Annotated in this window: 18 protein-coding genes; 13 read left to right on the top strand and 5 right to left on the bottom strand. The window is 58.2% G+C overall.

Annotation, left to right across the window (positions count from 1 at the left end):
* Positions 1–224 precede the first annotated feature (224 nt).
* The 8 genes from HMPREF1628_RS01000 to deoC all read left to right on the top strand — a co-directional run bounded on the left by HMPREF1628_RS01000 (position 225) and on the right by deoC (position 8511).
* Positions 225–1313, top strand: a complete 1089-nt coding sequence (locus HMPREF1628_RS01000) for a BMP family lipoprotein (protein ID WP_034506655.1) — start codon at positions 225–227, stop codon at positions 1311–1313.
* Positions 1314–1414: 101 nt separating this feature from the next.
* Positions 1415–2968 (top strand): ABC transporter ATP-binding protein, encoded by a 1554-nt coding sequence (locus tag HMPREF1628_RS00995; RefSeq protein ID WP_034506650.1) that lies wholly within the window; start codon positions 1415–1417, stop codon positions 2966–2968.
* A complete protein-coding gene (locus tag HMPREF1628_RS00990; protein ID WP_034506647.1) occupies positions 2965–4263 on the top strand; it encodes an ABC transporter permease in 1299 nt (432 codons plus the stop codon). Before HMPREF1628_RS00995 ends, HMPREF1628_RS00990 begins: the two co-directional genes overlap by 4 nt.
* Complete coding sequence (locus HMPREF1628_RS00985; protein ID WP_034506644.1) at positions 4260–5534, top strand: ABC transporter permease; 1275 nt, start codon at positions 4260–4262, stop codon at positions 5532–5534. The genes HMPREF1628_RS00990 and HMPREF1628_RS00985 overlap by 4 nt, the downstream gene beginning before the upstream one ends.
* Before the next feature lie 66 nt (positions 5535–5600).
* Complete coding sequence (locus tag HMPREF1628_RS00980; protein WP_034506641.1) at positions 5601–6014, top strand: cytidine deaminase; 414 nt, start codon at positions 5601–5603, stop codon at positions 6012–6014.
* A 1-nt stretch (position 6015) separates the two neighbouring features.
* Entirely contained in the window at positions 6016–7302 is a 1287-nt protein-coding gene (locus HMPREF1628_RS00975) for a thymidine phosphorylase (RefSeq protein ID WP_034506639.1), read from the top strand.
* A 3-nt stretch (positions 7303–7305) separates the two neighbouring features.
* On the top strand, positions 7306–7854 hold the full coding sequence (locus tag HMPREF1628_RS00970; RefSeq protein ID WP_034506637.1) for a hypothetical protein: 549 nt from the start codon (positions 7306–7308) through the stop codon (positions 7852–7854).
* Between the two features lie 6 nt (positions 7855–7860).
* Entirely contained in the window at positions 7861–8511 is a 651-nt protein-coding gene (gene deoC, locus HMPREF1628_RS00965) for a deoxyribose-phosphate aldolase (protein ID WP_034506632.1), read from the top strand.
* 78 nt (positions 8512–8589) lie between these two features.
* On the opposite strand, the gene HMPREF1628_RS00960 is transcribed toward deoC, so the two are convergent.
* Both HMPREF1628_RS00960 and HMPREF1628_RS00955 read right to left on the bottom strand, forming a co-directional pair.
* A complete protein-coding gene (locus HMPREF1628_RS00960) occupies positions 8590–10287 on the bottom strand; it encodes a phospho-sugar mutase (protein WP_034506630.1) in 1698 nt (565 codons plus the stop codon).
* 51 nt (positions 10288–10338) lie between these two features.
* Positions 10339–11169, bottom strand: coding sequence for a purine-nucleoside phosphorylase (locus HMPREF1628_RS00955; RefSeq protein ID WP_034506771.1), 831 nt, complete (start codon positions 11167–11169; stop codon positions 10339–10341).
* Positions 11170–11262: 93 nt separating this feature from the next.
* Between HMPREF1628_RS00955 and HMPREF1628_RS00950 the strand changes: the two genes are divergently transcribed.
* From HMPREF1628_RS00950 to HMPREF1628_RS08800, 3 genes are all read left to right on the top strand, one after another.
* Complete coding sequence (locus HMPREF1628_RS00950; RefSeq protein WP_034506627.1) at positions 11263–12744, top strand: NAD(P)H-quinone dehydrogenase; 1482 nt, start codon at positions 11263–11265, stop codon at positions 12742–12744.
* Positions 12745–12757: 13 nt separating this feature from the next.
* Positions 12758–13528, top strand: coding sequence for a TIGR00730 family Rossman fold protein (locus HMPREF1628_RS00945; protein WP_034506623.1), 771 nt, complete (start codon positions 12758–12760; stop codon positions 13526–13528).
* 135 nt (positions 13529–13663) lie between these two features.
* Positions 13664–13831: a DUF3117 domain-containing protein gene (locus HMPREF1628_RS08800; RefSeq protein WP_070617939.1), complete on the top strand. Its 168-nt coding sequence runs from the start codon at positions 13664–13666 to the stop codon at positions 13829–13831.
* Between the two features lie 54 nt (positions 13832–13885).
* On the opposite strand, the gene HMPREF1628_RS00940 is transcribed toward HMPREF1628_RS08800, so the two are convergent.
* Positions 13886–14452 carry an O-methyltransferase gene (locus tag HMPREF1628_RS00940; RefSeq protein WP_232219343.1) on the bottom strand — a complete coding sequence of 189 codons (567 nt, stop codon included), beginning with the start codon at positions 14450–14452 and terminating at the stop codon, positions 13886–13888.
* A 154-nt stretch (positions 14453–14606) separates the two neighbouring features.
* Between HMPREF1628_RS00940 and HMPREF1628_RS08555 the strand changes: the two genes are divergently transcribed.
* Positions 14607–15107 carry a twin-arginine translocase TatA/TatE family subunit gene (locus HMPREF1628_RS08555; RefSeq protein WP_052038738.1) on the top strand — a complete coding sequence of 167 codons (501 nt, stop codon included), beginning with the start codon at positions 14607–14609 and terminating at the stop codon, positions 15105–15107.
* Between the two features lie 79 nt (positions 15108–15186).
* Here the strand turns inward: HMPREF1628_RS08555 and HMPREF1628_RS00930 are convergent, their stop codons facing one another.
* Complete coding sequence (locus HMPREF1628_RS00930) at positions 15187–16314, bottom strand: Mrp/NBP35 family ATP-binding protein (RefSeq protein ID WP_442853073.1); 1128 nt, start codon at positions 16312–16314, stop codon at positions 15187–15189.
* Between the two features lie 92 nt (positions 16315–16406).
* On the opposite strand from HMPREF1628_RS00930, the gene HMPREF1628_RS00925 reads away from it, so the two are divergent.
* The gene (locus HMPREF1628_RS00925; RefSeq protein ID WP_052038737.1) at positions 16407–18380 is read left to right on the top strand and encodes an acyltransferase family protein; all 1974 of its coding nucleotides are present in this window, start codon (positions 16407–16409) and stop codon (positions 18378–18380) included.
* A 117-nt stretch (positions 18381–18497) separates the two neighbouring features.
* On the opposite strand, the gene HMPREF1628_RS00920 is transcribed toward HMPREF1628_RS00925, so the two are convergent.
* Positions 18498–19037, bottom strand: coding sequence for a DUF1003 domain-containing protein (locus HMPREF1628_RS00920; protein ID WP_034506615.1), 540 nt, complete (start codon positions 19035–19037; stop codon positions 18498–18500).
* Between the last annotated feature and the right edge of the window lie 6 nt (positions 19038–19043).

Here is a 19043-nt window from a genome sequence, read left to right as displayed (position 1 = left end):
TTGGGAGACGGGGTCTCCCAATCCGCTTTTTTGTTCTGTTTTGGCCGCAAAAGCGTGTGTTGGGTGCAGGAAAACCGGCAAATGTAACTGTTAGCTTACGATCTTGTGAGAAAGTTTTGGGTGCCGGCTGGATCGGTTATACTGTTACGTGCACGCGAGCGGACCCCGGCTATTTCTTTGGGGGGAGACTCGTCATACTTTTAGAAATTTCCACAGGAGGAACTGTGAAGAAAACGATTAAGGTATCTGCGGTTGCTGCTGCAGCAGCATTGATGCTGGCAGCTTGCGGTTCGGCCCCGGATCAGGGCGGTAACGAAGACGCAAGCGGCGAGACCGGCGGCGCGCAGGGTGCAAGCAACGTCAAGGCTTGCATGGTTTCTGACGAGGGCGGCTTTGACGACAAGTCGTTTAACCAGTCGGGCTATGAAGGTTTGAAGCGCGCTGAGAAGGAACTCGGCGTTGAGGTGAAGACCGCTGAGTCTAACTCGGATGCTGACTTTGATCCGAACATCTCCACGATGATCGATGAGGGCTGTGACCTCATCATTGGTGTTGGCTTCAAGATGGCCGCTCAGCTTGAGGCTAAGGCTGTTGAGCACCCGGACGTTAAGTTCGCTCTAGTTGACTCGACCTTCGAGAACCAGCCGGAGAACGCTCGCGCACTTGTGTTCAACACGGCTGAGGCCGGCTATCTCGCTGGCTACCTCGCATCGGGTATGACCCAGACCGGTAAGATCGGTACCTTCCTTGGCATGAAGATTCCTTCGACGGCTATCTTCGCTGATGGCTTCGAAGGCGGCATGATGAAGTACAACGAGGTCCACTCGACCGATGTGAAGCTTCTTGGCTGGGACATGGAGAGCCAGGAAGGCTCCTACACCGGTGACTTCTCTGATGTCGCTAAGGGCAAGAACACCGCTCAGCAGCTGATTAACCAGGGCGCTGACATTATCATGCCAGTAGCTGGTCCGGTTGGCGCTGGTGCGCTCACCGCTGCTTCCGAATCTGACGGCGTTTCCGTTATCTGGGTTGACGCTGACGGTTACCTCACCCAGCCGGAACAGGGCCAGTACATCCTCACCTCGGTGATGAAGGAGATCGGCCAGGCTGTGTTTGACACGATCAAGTCTGTTGCTGATGGCAACTGGACTTCGGAGCAGTACGTTGGCGATCTCGAGAACGGCGGCGTTTCGATCTCACCGTTCCACGACTTCGATTCGAAGGTTCCTGCAGAGCTCAAGGATGAGATTGAGCAGATTAAGCAGGACATCATTTCTGGCAAGATCAAGGTTGAGACCAAGAACCAGCCGTAATTTACAGAGCTGACCAATACAAGTAGGTAAGGCCCGGGCGCCCTTCTCGGCATCCGGGCCTTACCTGGCTTTATGGGCGCTTTGAAACGAAGGAAAACATTGTGAAACTCGAACTTCGAGGCATCACCAAGGTTTTCGGTCCGCTCGTCGCTAACGACAACATAAACATCACCGTCGAGCCTGGGGAGATTCACGCTCTTCTTGGTGAAAATGGTGCGGGCAAGTCAACTTTGATGAATGTCCTTTACGGTCTCTACCAGCCAGATGGCGGTGAGATCCTGATTGATAATAAGCCGGTTCATTTCAGCGGCCCCGGAGATGCGGTCGCAGCTGGCATTGGTATGGTGCACCAGCACTTTATGCTGGTCCCTGTTTTTACAGTGGCGGAATCCGTAGCCCTCGGTTACGAGCCCACTGGAGCGCTTGGCATTATAAATAAGACGAAGGCACGCAAACTGGTTAACGAGCTCTCGGCTCGTTTCGGTTTTGATATCGACCCGGATGCGCGCATTGAAGATCTCTCAGTTGGCGCGCAGCAGCGCGTGGAGATCATTAAGGCGCTGTCGCGCGAGGCCAAGGTTCTGATTTTGGATGAGCCCACCGCAGTGCTCACGCCGCAAGAAACCGATGAGCTCATGGACATCATGGTTCAGCTCAAGGAATTGGGCACTTCAATCGTGTTCATTACCCACAAGCTACGTGAGGTGCGAGCGGTTGCAGACCGAATCACGGTGATTAGGCGCGGCAAGGTTGTTGGTGAGGCATCCCCGCAGTCCACGGAAACCGAATTGGCCTCCCAGATGGTTGGCCGCCCCGTGAAGCTTGACGTTGATAAGAACGAGGCAAAGCTGGGCGAAGTGGGACTATCCGTTTCGGATCTGTCGGTTGTAAGCGAAGAGGGGAACATCCTGCTCGACCGGGTAAGCCTGGACGTTCACAAGGGCGAAATCGTCTGTGTAGCGGGCGTGCAGGGCAACGGCCAAACTGAGCTTGCCAAAGCGATCCTCGGTGATATTGAGCCAAACTCTGGCTCCATTAAGATCAGCGGTGAAGATCTTGCCGCATTCACCATCAAGGAACGCTTGCAGAAGAAGGGCCTTGGATACGTCCCGGAAGACCGGTCAACAAACGGCATGATCGCCTCGTTCTCTATCGCAGAGAACATGATCCTAGACGTTTACGATCGGGCACCTTTTGCCAAGGGCATCAATATGTTGCCCGCGGTGGTGGAAAAACATGCGGAGAAGCTACGCGACATGTTTGACGTGCGCGTAACGTCCATCCACGATCCGATTTCTACGCTTTCTGGCGGTAACGCGCAGAAGGCTATCTTGGCGCGGGAACTCTCGCGCGATCTAGAGGCCCTTGTGGCGTCACAGCCAACTCGCGGCCTCGATGTTGGTTCCATCGAGTTTGTGTACGAGCGCATCGTGCAAGAGCGCGACAATGACACCGCTGTCCTGGTGATTTCTACCGAGCTGGACGAGGTGGATGCGCTTGCTGATCGTATTGCGGTTATGTACCGCGGCAAGATCGTGGGCATTGTTCCGGCGGATACGCCGCGTTCTGTGCTTGGCCTCATGATGGCTGGTGTGCCTCTTGAAGAGGCGCAGGCGCAGGCTCATACAACGAAGATTGAGGAGGCTGGCGAATGAGTCAGGAAACAAATCCGCAGCCGACTGAGCAAAAACGCCCCGGCGAGATCTCCGAGCAAGAGCGCGAAGTTGAAAAGCCGGCAGGAAAGAAAGCAGAATCTGACAAGGTTCCTTTCGGTAGCCGACTGACGCAGCGCCTGTTCTCTATCAATACGGCCGTGATTCTAGGTGCTATTGCAGTTGCACTGGTGCTCGGCGCGTTGATCGTTGTGATCTTCAACGAGGACGTCCAAACCGCTGCCGGTTATCTTTTTGCGCAGCCGTCGGACTTCTTCCAAGCGGCTGGATCTACGTTCCAGAGCTTCTTCTCGTCGCTGTTTAGAGGTTCTATATACAACTATCAGGCAGATTCCTTCGCGGTTGGCATTAAACCTCTTCTTGAGACGCTAACCCGTTCGGTCCCACTGATCATTGCCGGTCTTGCAATCGCGGTTTCGTTCCGCGCGGGCCTGTTCAACATCGGTGTGCAGGGCCAGCTGATCATGGGTGCTTTTGTGGGCACGGTTGTGGGCATGCACCTGCACCTTCCGATTGTTCTGCACCTCATTGTTGCGGTAGTGTGCGCTGTTTTGGGTGGTGCTCTGTGGGGCGCAATCCCGGGCTTCTTGAAAGCAAAGGTTGGCGCAAACGAAGTTATCGTGACCATCATGTTGAACTCCATTGCTCTGCTGTTCCTCTCGTGGACTCTGAGCCAGGAGTTCATGAAGGGGGACGGCTCGGCAGGTAAGTCAATGTACGTTGCCGACACGGCCACGTACCCGAGCCTGCTCGGCTCAAGCTACCGTCTTGACCTTTCATTTATTATCGCGATTCTGGCTGCCGTATTCGTATGGTGGCTCCTGGAGCGCTCCACGTTTGGTTTCGAGCTTCGCGCCGCTGGTGCAAATCCAAACGCAGCGCGAACCGCCGGCATTTCCGTTCCGCGCGTTATCTTCTTGACGCTTGTGATTTCGGGTGGCCTCGCCGGTCTTGCCGGTACGGCTCCCGTACTGGGCACTGAGAAGTTCCTTACCAGCGCTACGGCCGGTTCATACGGCTTCGACGCAATCACGGTTGCGCTACTTGGTAAATCGACACCGCTCGGCACCGTCCTCGCCGGCATCCTGTTTGGCGCGCTCGCTGCAGGCGGTTCCACCATGCAGGCAGCCGCTGGAATTCCTGTGGACATTGTTCAGGTCACGCAGGCGATCATCGTTTTGTTGATTGCGGCATCTGAAGCAGTTCAGTACTACCGCAATAAGCGAAAGGTGGCTGCGCGCGCCTCGGTTGGAGCTAAGAAGGAGGCCGCAAAGTGAGCACTGAAAACGTAGTTCAGCATAAGAAGGCAGGCGATGACATTCGCCTGAAGATGCAGTTGCGCGATCCGATCGCCGCAACCGCAATGGCAGTCCTCACGGTAATCATCGCGTTCACCACCAGGGGAGACTCAACGGTCTCGTGGTCTGGCGCAACCTCATGGTTCACCATTCCGGATACCACTTTGCCAGCCGGTTTGACCTCGTGGATCATGGCATTAATCGCAGTACCCGTAACTGGATACATCTGGTACTTGGCTAAGGAACGCAAGCACGTAAACGGCTGGCTACTTGTGGCTGTTGCCGTACCTTTCGTGATCGCATTCTTGCTCTCCACGATTGCGGGCAAGGACGCACATCTGCCGGCCGTGTCGTTGCTGACCGGCGCTCTAGCGTTTGCTACGCCGCTCGTATTCGGTGCGCTATCAGGTGTAGTCAACGAACGTTCCGGCGTTATTAACATCGCGATTGAAGGTCAGCTCCTATTCGGTGCTTTCCTTGGCGCGGTTGTGGCTTCCGTTGCGGGCAATCCGTACTTCGGCCTCATTGGTGCGCCAATCGCGGGTGCTCTAGTTGCCGTGCTGCTCGCACTGTTCACCATCAACTTCCGCACCGATCACATCATTGTGGGTGTTGTGCTGAACATGCTCGTGGTTGGTCTAACCTCGTTCCTTTACTCCACGGTACTGAAGTACAACGCGGAGACTTTGAACTCGGTGAACCGACTGCCGAACTTGAAGATCCCCGTACTTGCGGACATCCCGGTAATCGGCCCGATCCTGTTCAACCAGTCGATCCTCGTTTACCTGATGTTCCTCACGGTAATCATCCTGCAGTTCATGGTCTTCAACTCCCGTTGGGGACTGCGCATGAGGGCTTGTGGTGAACACCCGCGTGCCGCTGACACCGTGGGTATTAAGGTTAACCGCACGCGCTGGATGAACGTGCTACTGGGCGGTGCTCTTGCCGGCCTGGGTGGCGCATTCTTCACGATCGGTCAGGGCCTCGCGTTCTCTAAGGACATGGCTGCTGGCAACGGCTTTATTGCCCTCGCGGCGATGATCCTTGGCCGTTGGAATCCGAAGGGCGCATTCGGTGCAGCCCTCCTGTTCGGTTTTGCCACTAACCTGGGTGCCATCATGCAGGCAGTTGGATCAAACGTTCCATCCGAGTTCTTGCTCATGATCCCGTACGTGATTACGATCCTCGCGGTTGCTGGCTTCGTCGGAGTAGTCCGGGCGCCTGCCGCTGAGGGGAAACCGTACCCGTAAACCGGAATCAACTAACCGTTAGCCCCCAAGTTTTTTGGGGGCTAACAGAGACCCCTAAGGAACACCATGACTGAAATTAATGAAGAAGTCTGGACCAAACTGTACGAGGCGGCCGTAGCTGCAAACAGCAGAGCTTACGCTCCCTACTCGAACTATCGGGTTGGTGCTGCCGCGCTTGTTGATGACGGGCGGATCATCACTGGTTGCAACGTGGAGAACGCGGGCCTTGGCGTAACGCTTTGCGCTGAATGCGGCCTGATTTCCGACCTAATTAACGGAGGTGGAGGCCGCCTCGTCGCGTTCACGTGCGTCAACCAGGATGGCGACCACATCGTGCCGTGTGGCAGATGCCGGCAAATCCTGTACGAGCACGGAGGCAAGCAGCTTCTTATGAAGATGCCTCGGGGTATCCAGACGATGGCCGAAGTCCTCCCGGACGCATTCGGCCCAGACGACCTCGACGAAGTTGAAAGGTCATAGCATGAAGAAAACTTTTGACGCTGTAGACGTTATCCGTCACAAGCGTGACGGTGGGGAACTAACCCCCGAAGAAATTGATTGGATCATCGATGCGTACACTCGCGGTGACGTGGGTGAAGAACAGATGGCTGCCATGGCGATGGCGATCTTCCTAAACGGAATGACGCGCGCCGAGATTGGACGCTGGACTCTCGCAATGATCAACTCCGGTGAGCGCATGGACTTCAGCTCGCTTCCGCGCCGCACCGCTGATAAGCACTCTACGGGCGGTGTTGGTGACAAGATCACTCTTCCGCTCGCTCCGTTGGTAGCTGCATTTGACGTGGCTGTCCCGCAGCTTTCTGGCCGCGGCCTCGGGCACACCGGTGGCACTCTCGATAAGCTCGAGTCGATTCCCGGTTGGAGGGCAAACCTATCCAACCAGGAAGTCATTGACATGCTAGCCGGCCCCGGTTGCGTGATTTGTGCAGCTGGTTCAGGCCTTGCCCCCGCGGATAAGAAGCTGTACGCGCTTCGCGACATCACTTCTACCGTGGATTGCATTCCGCTTATTTCCAGTTCGATCATGTCGAAGAAGATTGCGGAGGGCACCGACTCACTCGTTTTGGACGTGAAGGTCGGTTCGGGTGCGTTCATGAAGGATCTTGACAAGGCACGCGAGCTTGCCCGCACAATGGTTGATCTTGGTACCGATCATGGCGTCAAGACCTCCGCACTCCTCACGGACATGTCCACTCCGCTTGGTCTTACGGTTGGTAATGCCCTGGAAGTGCGTGAGTCCGTTGAGGTTCTTGCGGGCGGTGGCCCGGCGGATGTTGTTGAGCTGACCGTTGAGCTTGCTCGCGAAATGCTCACCGCTGCTGGAAAGCCTGATGCGGATATTGAGGCCGCTTTGAAGGATGGGCGTGCAATGGACCGCTGGAGGGAAATGATCACCGCTCAGGGTGGCGATCCGGATGCTCCGCTCCCGGTTGCAAAGGACACGCACGATGTTGTTGCCGAGCGGGATGGGTACCTAACCCGCCTCGATGCGCTTTCAGTGGGCGTGGCGTCTTGGCGTCTTGGCGCGGGTCGCGCTCGCGCCGGCGAGGAGGTTCAGGCCGTTGCAGGTATCGAGCTTCACGCAAAGCCGGGCGACAGGGTGGTTAAGGGTCAACCCCTCATGACGCTGCACACGGCAACGCCACAGCGTTTCGAGCGCGCACTGCAGACGCTGGAAGGCGGCTACGACATCGGTGATGAGAAGCCGGCTGAGCGCGCCTCCGTGGTGCTTGATCGGATTAGCTAACCGATGCATAGGCAGGCTACGGATACGACGTGTGGCATTGCGGCCGCCCTCCAGGTGGCTTCAAAACACGTGCCTTCCGTCAAGAAGTATGCGGACATGAACGCGGCCGAGGCAGCTTTGCAACAGGAACGCGTTCACCGCATCGCCTCGCGCATGGGAATGCCCTGGCCAAGAAGTTTGGGCACGTCTCCGTGGGCGATGACGAGCCTGCTGAGCCGTGCTACAGGCCTAAAGTATCGGCGATACGCATGGATACCAGGCATTGAGGATCTGGCGTTGTCGGCCCTTAAACGGGACGAGGACGTCGCATTCTTCACGGGCGGGGGAACACTGAAGGTAAAAGAACCGTGGTGCTTTGCAGATGTGATTCCCCGCCACGTGATTACCGCCTCTATGAGGGGCGATCAGATAGAGATTTTTGAGCCCGCTGAGGGCAAATATTGGACGATGGAGTGGAGCGATTTTGTTGCTCGCTCCCGCTCTCGCACACGCGAGCGCGCGTTTGGTAATTGGCAGCGCGTACTCGTTGCTGTGATACCGGAAGGAATGTAAAAGAAAATGAAGCGTGCAGAACTTGCAAAAATGATCGATCACACCCTGTTGAAGCCCGAGTCGACAGCGAAGGACGTCGAGGCATTGATCGAGGAAGGTGCGCAGCTGGGTACTTTCTCGGTTTGCGTCTCGCCAAACCAGTTGCCGATTGAGGTTCCTGAGGGCCTGAAGGTCGCTGTGGTTTGTGGTTTCCCATCGGGCGCGCACATGCCTGAGGTCAAGGCCGCGGAGGCTCGCCAGTCGGTTGAGCTGGGCGCGCAGGAGATCGACATGGTTGTGAACTTGAAGCTTGTTAAGGAAGGCAAGTTTGACGAGGTAGAGGCCGACATTCGCGCTGTTCGCGAAGCCAGCGAGGGTGCGCTGTTGAAGGTGATCATCGAGTCTGCCGCGCTGACGGATGAGGAGATCGTGGCTTGCTGCAAGGCGTCCGAGGCTGCGGGCGCTGACTACGTGAAGACCTCCACGGGCTTTCACCCGGCCGGTGGCGCCTCGGTCCACGCAGTGAAGCTGATGCGCGATACCGTGGGCGATCGCCTGGGTGTTAAGGCTTCGGGTGGTATCCGCGATACCAAGACCGCGCTGGAGATGGTCGCGGCCGGTGCTTCCCGCCTTGGCTTGTCTTCGTCGAAGGTTATCCTCGCGGGCATGGATGACTAATCTGAGCTAACAAGAATTTTGGGCCGGGCATGTGTAATGCCCGGCCCAATCTTGTGCGCATCTACTGGCGTTTAGCTGCTAAATGCCGAGCGCGTCGCGCATGTCTTTCTTCATGAGTTCGAGGCGTCGATCGGCCTCGTCTCGAATATCATCCATGCTGGCGCCCTCGGGAACCGCAACAATGGTTTCGAGGTAGCACTTGAGCTTTGGTTCCGTGCCGGACGGGCGGGCCACAACGCGGTCGCCGCGCTCGGATAGGAACACGAGGCCGTTTGTAGGTGGAAGCTCCGGGGATCCTTCTGACAGGTCGGTCACGGACGCCAACGGGGAGCCGGCAAGCTCCTTGAGGCTGCCTCCGCGCAGGTTCTCCATGCCCTTCGGAATGAGGGAGAGGTCCGATACGCGGATGGACAGGGGAGCGGTTGCGTAAAGGCCGTGGCGGCGTGCGAGGTCGTTCAGCGCCTGCAGTAGCGACGAGCCTGCGGCCTTGCGCTCAGCTGCCATCTGGGCGAGCTCTAGGCATGCGGTGATACCGTCTTTGTCGCGCACAAAGCCGGGGTCAACGCAGTAACCCAGGGCCTCCTCGTAGCCAAATACAACGCCGGGCACGCGCGAGATCCACTTGAAGCCGGTCAGTGTCGCCTTGTAGGCCACGTTGTAGTGCGCGGCAATCTGGGACAGCAGGCGGGAAGACACGATGGAGTTGGCCACCACCGCGTCGGTTCCGGCGTGCTCGCGAACTGCTTTTTCGCCCAGGAGCGTGCCTACCTCATCGCCGGCCAGCTGACGCCAGCCGCCTTCGGCACGCGGATCCTTGATGGCGGCCGACATGCGGTCTGCATCCGGATCGTTGGCGAGGATGAGGTCCGCATCAACCTTGCGTGCGAGTTCGTAGGACAGATCCAGAGCGCCGGGTTCCTCCGGGTTCGGGAACGCAACGGTGGGGAAGTCCGGATCTGGATCGTGCTGTTCTTTGACGATGTGCACGTCCTCGAAACCGGCGCGGTGAAGTGCTTCGAGGCAAGTGTCGCCACCCACGCCGTGCATGGAGGTCAGGACGATGCGCAGGTCTTTTGCCCCTGCGGGAACTAGCGATGCGGCCCGAGTCAGGTACTCGTTCAGGATGTCCTTGCCCAGGGTTTCGTGGCCGTCCTCGGCAATCGGCACGGCCTTGATCGACTTTACGGCCTTGATCTGGTCAAAAATTTGCGCGTCGAACGGAGGTACGATCTGCGCGCCTTGGCCTGAATCATTGACGGCGCGTCCGCCCAGGTAGACCTTGTAGCCGTTGTCTTGGGGCGGGTTGTGTGATGCCGTGACCATGACGGCCGCGTCCGCGTTTAGGTGGCGGAGTGCAAAAGCAGTGACGGGTGTGGGCAGGTGCTGGTCGAACAGGTAGACCTTCCCGCCGGCCGCAGTGGCGATGCCGGCCGTGTCTTTTGCGAACTGGTCGGATTGGTAGCGGGCGTCGTAGCCCACAACCAGGGTGAAGTCGTCTCCAACTTTTTCTTTGAGGAAGGCGACGAGGCCGGCGGCCGCGCGGATAACCACTGCGCGGTTCATGCGGTTGGGGCCGGCCCCAAGTTTGCCGCGCAGGCCAGCCGTGCCGAATTCGAGGGTGCCGTCGAAGCGGTCGGTCAGCTCAGCTTCAGCTTCGCCGCTTCCTTCCCCGCCGGCCTTGTAGATGGCGAGGAGGGCCTCTATTTCGGCTCTCGATTTCTCGTCCGGATCGTCGTCGATCCACTGTTGGATTAGGCGTTCATTGAATGTCGCCATGGGTTTCCTTCCGGTAACAGCGCATGCGCTGGGGCGCCCGGTCGGGCGCTATTAAAGGTTGCGGACAATGTTGGCAAGCAGGTCCGAGATGCGCGGGCCCGCGGCTTGTCCGGCTTGGATTACTTCCTCGTGTGACAGGGGAGTTTTTGAGATGCCTGCCGCCGGGTTGGTAACGAGGGAAATGCCGAGTACTTCCATCCCTGCCTCGCGCGCGGCGATAGCTTCAAGGGTGGTAGACATTCCAACCAGGTCGGCGCCTAGAACCTTCGCCATTTGCACTTCTGCGGGGGTTTCATAGTGAGGCCCGCGGAACTGGCAGTAGACGCCTTCGGGAATGGTCGGGTCAATTTCGTGGGCGAGGTCGCGAAGCCTTTGCGAGTACAGGTCGGTCAGGTCAACGAAGGTTGCACCTTCTAGGGGCGAAGCCGCTGTGAGGTTGATGTGATCGCTGATGAGGACGGGCTGGCCCGGTGTCCATTCGGGATGTAGGCCGCCACACCCGTTGGTGAGTACCGCGATTTTCGCGCCGGTTGCCGCGGCGGTGCGGATACCGTGGGCCACGGCGCGTACGCCGCGTCCTTCGTAGTAGTGCGTGCGTGATCCAAGGACCAGGGCGTGCTTGCCGCTGGGAAGTTCGATGGAGCGGGTTAGACCCACGTGGCCTTCAACTGCTGGCTTGGAAAAGCCGGGAACTTCGTGGGCGGGAATTTCAGCTACGGTTTTGCCGATAAGTTCGGCTGCTCCGCCCCATCCGGATCCGAGGACAAGGGCGATGTCGTGCTGCTTTACGCCGGTGCGATCCGCGATATATTTCGCTGCTTCTTCAGCTTTTCCAAAAGGGTCATTAACGTCTAGTTCATTGTTTTGGCTGGTTTCATTCATAACCATCTATTTTACTGGAAAATTGTGATGGTGAACCACTTGATAGGTAACAATGGGGAAGCAACCTATTAATTTTAGTGAGGGATTGATCGTATGACTAGCGTCGAGCAGGCCGCAGATTCAGGTTCGCACCGCCCGGGGGCTGAGCCGGCAGCGTCGCCGGTTAGAGAGGGCTCGGAGGTTGTAATTATTGGCGGCGGTCCGGGTGGATATGAGGCCGCGACGGTCGCGGTTCGACTTGGTGCCAAAGTCACGCTGGTGGAAGCCCAGGGCTTGGGTGGCGCGGCAGTGTTGACGGATGTGGTGCCGTCTAAGACGCTCATTGCTACCGCACAGTGGTTGACACAAACAGAGCAGGCGGAAGAACTCGGTATCGGCGTGGGAACGGACAGCCCCACGGCTGATTTGATGAGGATTAATGAGCGCGTGCGCGCTTTGGCAAGCGCCCAGTCCCGTGACATTCGCGCGGGCCTGGAGGTCCTGGGCGTGAACGTGGTTGATGGCGTGGGCAAGATCGGGGCTTCGCTACTTCCCGATGGCACTCGCGAGGTGTTCGTGTCGAAGGGGTGGGAAGAGGCCGCTAGGGATCAGATCGAGATGACGCTACGTGCCGACGTGGTGCTGATCGCCACGGGGGCGCGCCCGCGCGCATTGCCCGGCTCGCCATTTGATGGCGAGAGAATCTTGAACTGGGTACAGCTGTACGGCATGAAGGAGCCGCCAGAGCATTTGATTGTAATCGGCTCGGGCGTGACGGGCGCGGAGCTTGCGGGCGCCTACCAGGTGCTTGGCACCAAGGTGACGCTGGTGTCCTCGCGCGATCGCGTGCTACCGAATGCGGATGAGGACGCGGCTCGCTTGATCGAAGACGTGTTTGAGAGGCGCGGAATGGTGATCAAAGGTCATGCGCGTGCCAAGGCCGCTAGGCGCACCGGACAGGGCGTTGAAGTTGAGCTGGAATCGGGCGAGGTTCTAAGTGGCTCCCACGTGCTGATCGCGGTGGGTTCAGTGCCGTCCACGAAGGGGATTGGCTTGGAGGAAGCCGGGGTTCGCCTGACTGAGCGCGGCCACATTGAGGTGGACCGGGTCTCGCGCACCTCTGCCTCGCACGTGTATGCGGCAGGGGATTGTACGGGCGTGTTCCCGCTGGCTTCGGTGGCCGCGCAAATGGGACGCATAGCGATGTGGCACGCCCTTGGAGATGCAGTGACGCCCCTAGATGTGTCCCTCGTTGGTTCCACTATTTTCACCTTGCCCGAGGTTGCCACGGTTGGTATGACCGAAGATCAGGCGAGGTCGAATCACATGAACATCAAGATCGCACAGCTACCTATTGCGCGTAATCCGCGGGCAAAAATGCAGGGTGTTCGCGATGGTTTTGTGAAGATTTTTGCCGAAGCTGACACGGGTGTGATCACGGGTGGGGTGATTGTTTGCGAGCGCGCATCAGAACAGATTTTCCCGCTGACGCTCGCGGTGACACACCGTATGACGGTTGATCAGCTGTCTTCGGCATACACGGTTTATCCATCGATTTCGGGCACTTTGTCCGAGGTTGCCAGAATGTTGCACTGATTGTGGAGAAAAAGTGAGCCCAAAAACGAAACGTCCAACTTACCGGCGCGGCCCGCTCCTGTACAGGGGTAGGCAGGTGCCCAAAGAGACCACCGATGCGTATTTGCTGAAGCCGCAGTCTGATGCGGATTGGATCCATTCGGACCCGTGGCGCGTGCTTCGTATCCAGTCCGAGCTTGTGGAGGGGTTTGGCGCGCTTTCAGAGGTGGGCCCTGCGATTTCAGTGTTCGGTTCGGCGCGCACACATCACGAGAGTGAGGATTACGCGCTTGCGCACAAGATGGGCCGGATGCTTGCCGAACGGGGCCTAGCTGTGATTACGGGCGGTGGCCCGGGAATCATGGAGGCTGCGAATAGGGGCGCGGTTGAGGCGGGCGGAGTTTCGGTTGGCCTCGGCATTGAGCTACCCCACGAGCAGGGCATGAACAAGTGGGTTGATCTGGGCGTGAACTTCCGCTACTTCTTTACGCGCAAACTCATGTTTGTGAAGTACTCGCAAGGTTTTGTGGTGATGCCGGGTGGTTTTGGCACATTTGATGAGCTGTTTGAAGCGCTCACGCTGGTACAGACCGAGAAGATTCGCCGTTTCCCAATAGTGCTGGTTGATAGCTCCTACTGGGGCGGTCTGCTGGATTGGTTACAAAACGTGATGGTGAAAGAGGGAATGATTCACGAGGACGATATGGATTTGATCCACCTTGTGGATACACCCGAGCAAGCCATGGCAGTGATAGAAGATTTCCTCGCTGACGACATCAAACGCTCGCGCGATCAGCGCATGTGAATGTGACCAGTAGTGGTGTGAATGCGGGCAGTTTTGCGCTCTGTCATGCCGAAACTCACGTGTCGCGATAGAATAAAAGGGGTATAGGGCGGCTTAAATCGTGATCGCCCGTAGACGAGGGGAAGGAATTTACACGTGGCTGCAATGAAACCTCGTACTGGAGATGGCCCTATGGAGGCGTCCAAGGAGGGGCGCGGAATCGTGATGCGTATTCCTTCTGAGGGTGGTGGGCGCCTGGTTGTTGAGCTCACGCCTGATGAAGCGAAGGTGCTTGCGAAGGAACTTCAAGAGGCGATTTCTTAGCGTTTACAAAAATGGTGCCGGCCATCTGCCGGCACCATTTTTGTTTGGCTTTGTTTATCGGCGGATGGCCACGAGCAGCCCATCGCCTACGGGGAGGATCTGGGTGACCCAGTTGCTGGAGTCCGCAATATCTTTGGCCAGCTGGCGCATGGCAACCGTGTCTGGTTCGCGCCTGGCTGGGTCTGCTACCTGGTCGTGCCAGAGGGCGTGCGCAATGATCATGAGACCACCGGGGCGGAGCATACGCGTTGCGTGCTCAACGTATTCGGGGGTTTCGCTAACGGCTCCGTCTAGGAACATGAGGTCGTAGGTACGTGAGGCCATGCGGGGGAGCACATCGAGTGCGCGCCCGGTAATGAGCCTGGTGCGCGGTGGCCTCATTCCCGCCGCGGCAAATGCGGCGCGGGCAACGCGATGGTGTTCCGCGTCAAAGTCAATGCTGGTGAGGACGGCGTCTTCGCTCATGCCGGATAGTAGCCACAGTCCGGAAACGCCCGTGCCCGTGCCGATTTCAGCTACTGCTTTGGCGCCGCACGCGGCAACGAGGGAGCGCAGGGTTGCTCCGGTGCCAGGTGAGATGGGCGTGCATCCGAGCTCTTCGGCCTGGAGGCGCGTGGCCATTAAAACCTCGCCCTCGGGTACGAATTCCTCGCAGTAGGACCAGCTGAGTGCCTTATCGGTAGCGATGATGCGCCCCTTTCCCGAAAAATTTTGCGCAGTTGCGTATAGTTTATCGTCTTGGGCTAATAGTTTCGTGGACGATTAGAATGGGGTTATGGGTTTTTCAATCAGTGGCGGTGAATTCTTGGTGATCCTTGTGGTCATCATGCTGGTTGTGGGCCCCTCGAGGATGCCGGCGGTGGCAAAGGGCGTGACGCGCATTGTGAAGAGCACGCGCTTACAACTCACGAAGTGGCGGGCTACGCTGGATGATCAGATGGGGGATGACTTCAAGCAGGTTGATCTGTCAAAGCTCGATCCGCGCCAGTATGATCCGCGTCGTTTGATTCGCGAGGCCGTGCAAGAGGAGATGGATGAGTGGAAGAAGCTCATGAATCCGCTTTCCCCGATGCCGCCCTCATCTAGACCGTCCGCTCCTAAATCGAGTGGTACCGGCAAGATGCCAGCGCAATCGGCAACGAAGGCCGAGGGGGTTCAGCTTACTCAGGCTAGGCCGACTCCCGCACCTGCGGCGCCGGTCAAACCCAGGCGGATCCGCACGTCGTCCTCGCCAACCATGAAGACAAGGGCGAAGACGTTAAAGCACCGCAAATAAGTATGGAAATAGTTTGGATAAAGGTGGTGGAGCAGTTCATCTGAACTGCTCCACCACCTTTGCTTATCTAGGGCCGGTCTTATTTGGGGGTTACACCCAGCTGGCGCCCTGCAAGGCCGCGTGCATGCTTGCCAAGCTTTGCGGCAAGGCCATTCAGCACGGTCGATGCGGGCGATTCGGACAGGGCAACGGGCTTGCCCTCGTCTCCGCCTTCGCGCAGGTCCACATCTAGCGGAATCTGTGCTAGCAGTGGCACCTCGTAGCCAAGAGCACTGGATAGGCGCGCCGCAACGGTAGATCCACCGCCCTCACCAAATAGGTTCAGGTGCGTGCCGTCAGGCTGGGGCAGGTAAGACATGTTCTCCACTACGCCAACAACGCGCTGGCGAGTTTGACCCGCGATGGATCCGGCGCGCTCGGCAACCTCAGCTGCGGCCAGCTGTGGCGTGGTTACAACTAGGATCTCAGCCGTGGGCAGAAGCTGCGGGATAGAGATGGCAACGTCGCCCGTGCCCGGCGGAAGGTCAAGCAGAAGCACATCTAGGTCGCCCCAGAACACGTCTGCAAGGAACTGTTGGATTGCGCGGTGCAACATAGGGCCGCGCCACACAACTGCCTGGCCATCCGGCACAAACATGCCGATCGACATGACCTTAACGCCGTTAGCAATAGGCGGAATGATCATGCCGTCAATAACCTGCGGTTCGTGTTCAACGCCCATCATGCGAGGAATTGAAAAACCATAAATGTCGGCGTCAACCACGCCAACCTTCAAACCTTGCTTTGCCATTGCCGCTGCGAGGTTCGCGGTTACGGAAGACTTTCCAACTCCGCCCTTCCCCGAGGTCACCGCAATGACGCGCGTTAGAGAGCCGGGCTGGGCGAATGGAATCTCGCGTTCCTCAACGACGCCGTTTAGCTGTTCGCGTAGAGCTTTGCGCTGCTCCTCATTCATGGCGCCCATGATGACGCGCACACCGGTCACGCCTTCGAGGGCAGAAAGGGTCTTCTCAACTTGCTCGTTAATGGTGTGCTTAAGCGGACAACCCGCGGTGGTGAGCAAAATGTTGACGATCACATTGCCGTCGTCAATTTCGATATCTCCCACCATGTTCAGCTCGGTGATTGGCCGCTGAATTTCAGGGTCGATGACGGAACTGAGCGCTTCGCGCACCTGTTCTTCTGTAAGGATACTCATACACGCCATACTAGTCGGTCCATGGATGGGATGCCTTACGGGGTTAGTCTAAGAGGCAAGAAAATCTCGGGGCTATTAATTTACGAGGCGGGTTGCAATAGGTGAATGGTGAGCCAGTGCGCAAACAAGCGTCGGCCGTAATGGGCAAGCAGGAGTTGCAAGCTCCACGCCGACCCGAGGCGCGCACCCCCGCTCGGCGAGTTCGCGGACTGGACGGGCTACGCGCGCTCGCGGCCGCTGCAGTGCTCGCTTACCACCTGATTCCAGGAGTGGCGATTGGTGGTTTCTTGGGCGTAGACGTGTTCTTCGTCCTCTCTGGATTTTTGATTACTGCCCTCCTAATCCGCGAAAATCAGCGGTTTGGCGGCATCAACTTGAAGTCGTTCTGGTTGCGCCGCATTCGCCGCCTGCTCCCCGCAGTGGGGCTGATGTCGGTGATAACCCTGATCGTGGCCGGCCTTTTGAATCGCGATCTGCTGGTGGGCATTTTGCCGCAGTTCGTAGGCGTCCTCACATTCTCATACAACTGGGTGGAAATCTCGCAGGGCGTTTCCTATTTCAACCAGACACAGCCACATTTATGGACAAACGTGTGGTCCTTGGCTGTGGAACAGCAGTTTTATCTTTTGTGGCCGCTAGCGGTGGTGGGCATTTTGTTCTTGCCCCCCAAGTGGCGCCCTGCGGTGCCCTTGACGCTCGCGGTAATTTCGGCCGGTTTGATGGCCTTTTGGGTTTCAGATACAACCGAGTTCACGCGCGCCTACCAGGGTACGGATTCGCACGCTTTTGGCCTGATGCTCGGCGCGGCCCTCGCAATGGTGGCAACCGACCCGATGGGCATGCCGGACAAGGTTGTGGCCGGGTGGCAAAAGTGGTTGCGCGGCCTCCTCGCATGGATTTGCCTTGCCATCATCGTGAGTACCTGGTTCCTCATCCCCGATGACCGCGCGTGGGTGTACCCGTGGGGCACGCTCATCGCGGTGGTGGCTACCCTGGGTTTGATTCAGGGATTCCTCCCGCAGATTGACGAGGCGGGCGGGCCCGGCCACCTCCTCGCAAACCTGTTGGACGCGCGCCCCCTGGTGTGGCTGGGGGAGCGCTCATATGGGATCTACCTGTGGCATTGGCCGCTGTGGGTAATCGCCGGCAAGATGCTGCCGGCCGCACCCGTGATACTGATTGCGCTGATCGTTATTGCCGGGTCGGTGTTGGCCGCTACCCTCTCGTATCGATACGTTGAGGTTCCCATGCGGCAAGAGGGGATTGGCGCAACTATTAAGCGGTGGCTCGGCCCCTCGTGGGACTTGATCGACCCTTCCACGCCAATGCCGAAGGCTCCGCAGTGGCAAAGCTACCGCCGGATCATGGCGCCCGGCCTCGTCGCTGTTGTGGTGGTTGGCACCGTACTTGGTTTCTTACTTTCGGCGCCCGAGAAAACGCAGGCGCAGATTGCTGTGGAGCGTGGCCAGCATGCGTTGCAAGGTGGCTCTCAACCTACGGAGGCGCCCACGGAGGTCCCAACACAGGCTCCCACAGAAGAGCCGGAGCCGACGTTGAACCCTGCTACGGGGGAGAACACAGTGGTTTACGGCGACTCCGTGACGGTGGCTTCGGCCGCGCACCTTCAAGAATTGCTACCGGGCGTGCAGATTGATGCAGAGGTGTCGCGCTGGGTGTACCAGGGCATTGGCCGCATGCATGCCGCTGCCGAGGACGGATCACTGCGCACGTACGTGGTGGTTGCTCTGGCCACCAACGGACCGGTGGATCCAGGCCAGCTTGATGACATGCTAAAAACCATCGGGCCGGATCGGCGCCTCGTTCTCGTAACTGGTTTTGGGCCCGCGCGAACCACTTGGGTTGAACCGTCGGCGAGCCTCATTCGCGAGTTCGCTCAGAAGCATTCCGATGTTGCACGGGTAGCGGACTGGAACGCCGCGATTCGCGATCACACTGACCTGCTGGCTTCTGACTACGTGCATCCAGATGATGACGGCGCGAAGATTTTCGCTCAGACCGTTGTAGATGCGCTTGCCAGCTTTAGCCAGCCGGATGCAGATCCATCCGAAGAGTAGTTAGCAAGTCGCGGAGTTGATTTTAAGGGTCGCGGGTAGTCATTCGCGCGTGCGTTTGAGCGCCGCCCGTTATTCCCGCATACCACCGCGGGCAACGGTTATAACTTGAGTGAGCGGCTACTGATCCGCGTCAGCTTCTTTAACCTCGTCGCTTTCTTGTGTCTCGCGCAACTTATCGCGAGCAAGGTCGTGTTCAAAAATCTCTTCTAGCAGGTCGCGTATCTCAGAGCGCACAAAGTCGCGGGTAGCAACGTCGCCCAAGGCCTGACGTAATCCCGCGATCTCGCGCGTGAGGTACTCGGTGTCGGCAAGGTTGCGCTCGGCGCGGTGCCTGTCTTGTTCGGCAGTAACGCGGTCGCGGTCATCTTGGCGGTTCTGCGCAAGCAAAATCAGAGGAGCCGCATAGGAGGCCTGCAGGGACAGCATCAATGTGAGGGCAGTGAACCCGAGCTCGGCCTTGTCGAACTGCAGGTGAGCCGGAGCAAACGTGTTCCACCCCAGCCACGCGAACACGAAGATAGTTAGGTAGATGAGGAACTGCGGGGTACCAGAGAAGCGGGCGATAGCTTCAGCTACGCGCCCTACGCCCTCGGATTCAAGGTTGATACGCGGTAGCCAACGTCGCCTGGTTAGCGGAGTATCTAGTCGCTCAGCCATTCAAAC

It is taken from the genome of Actinomyces sp. S4-C9, assembly GCF_000758775.1.
Taxonomy (GTDB): domain Bacteria; phylum Actinomycetota; class Actinomycetes; order Actinomycetales; family Actinomycetaceae; genus Gleimia; species Gleimia europaea.
This window is presented reverse-complemented; position numbering and strand designations above follow the sequence as displayed.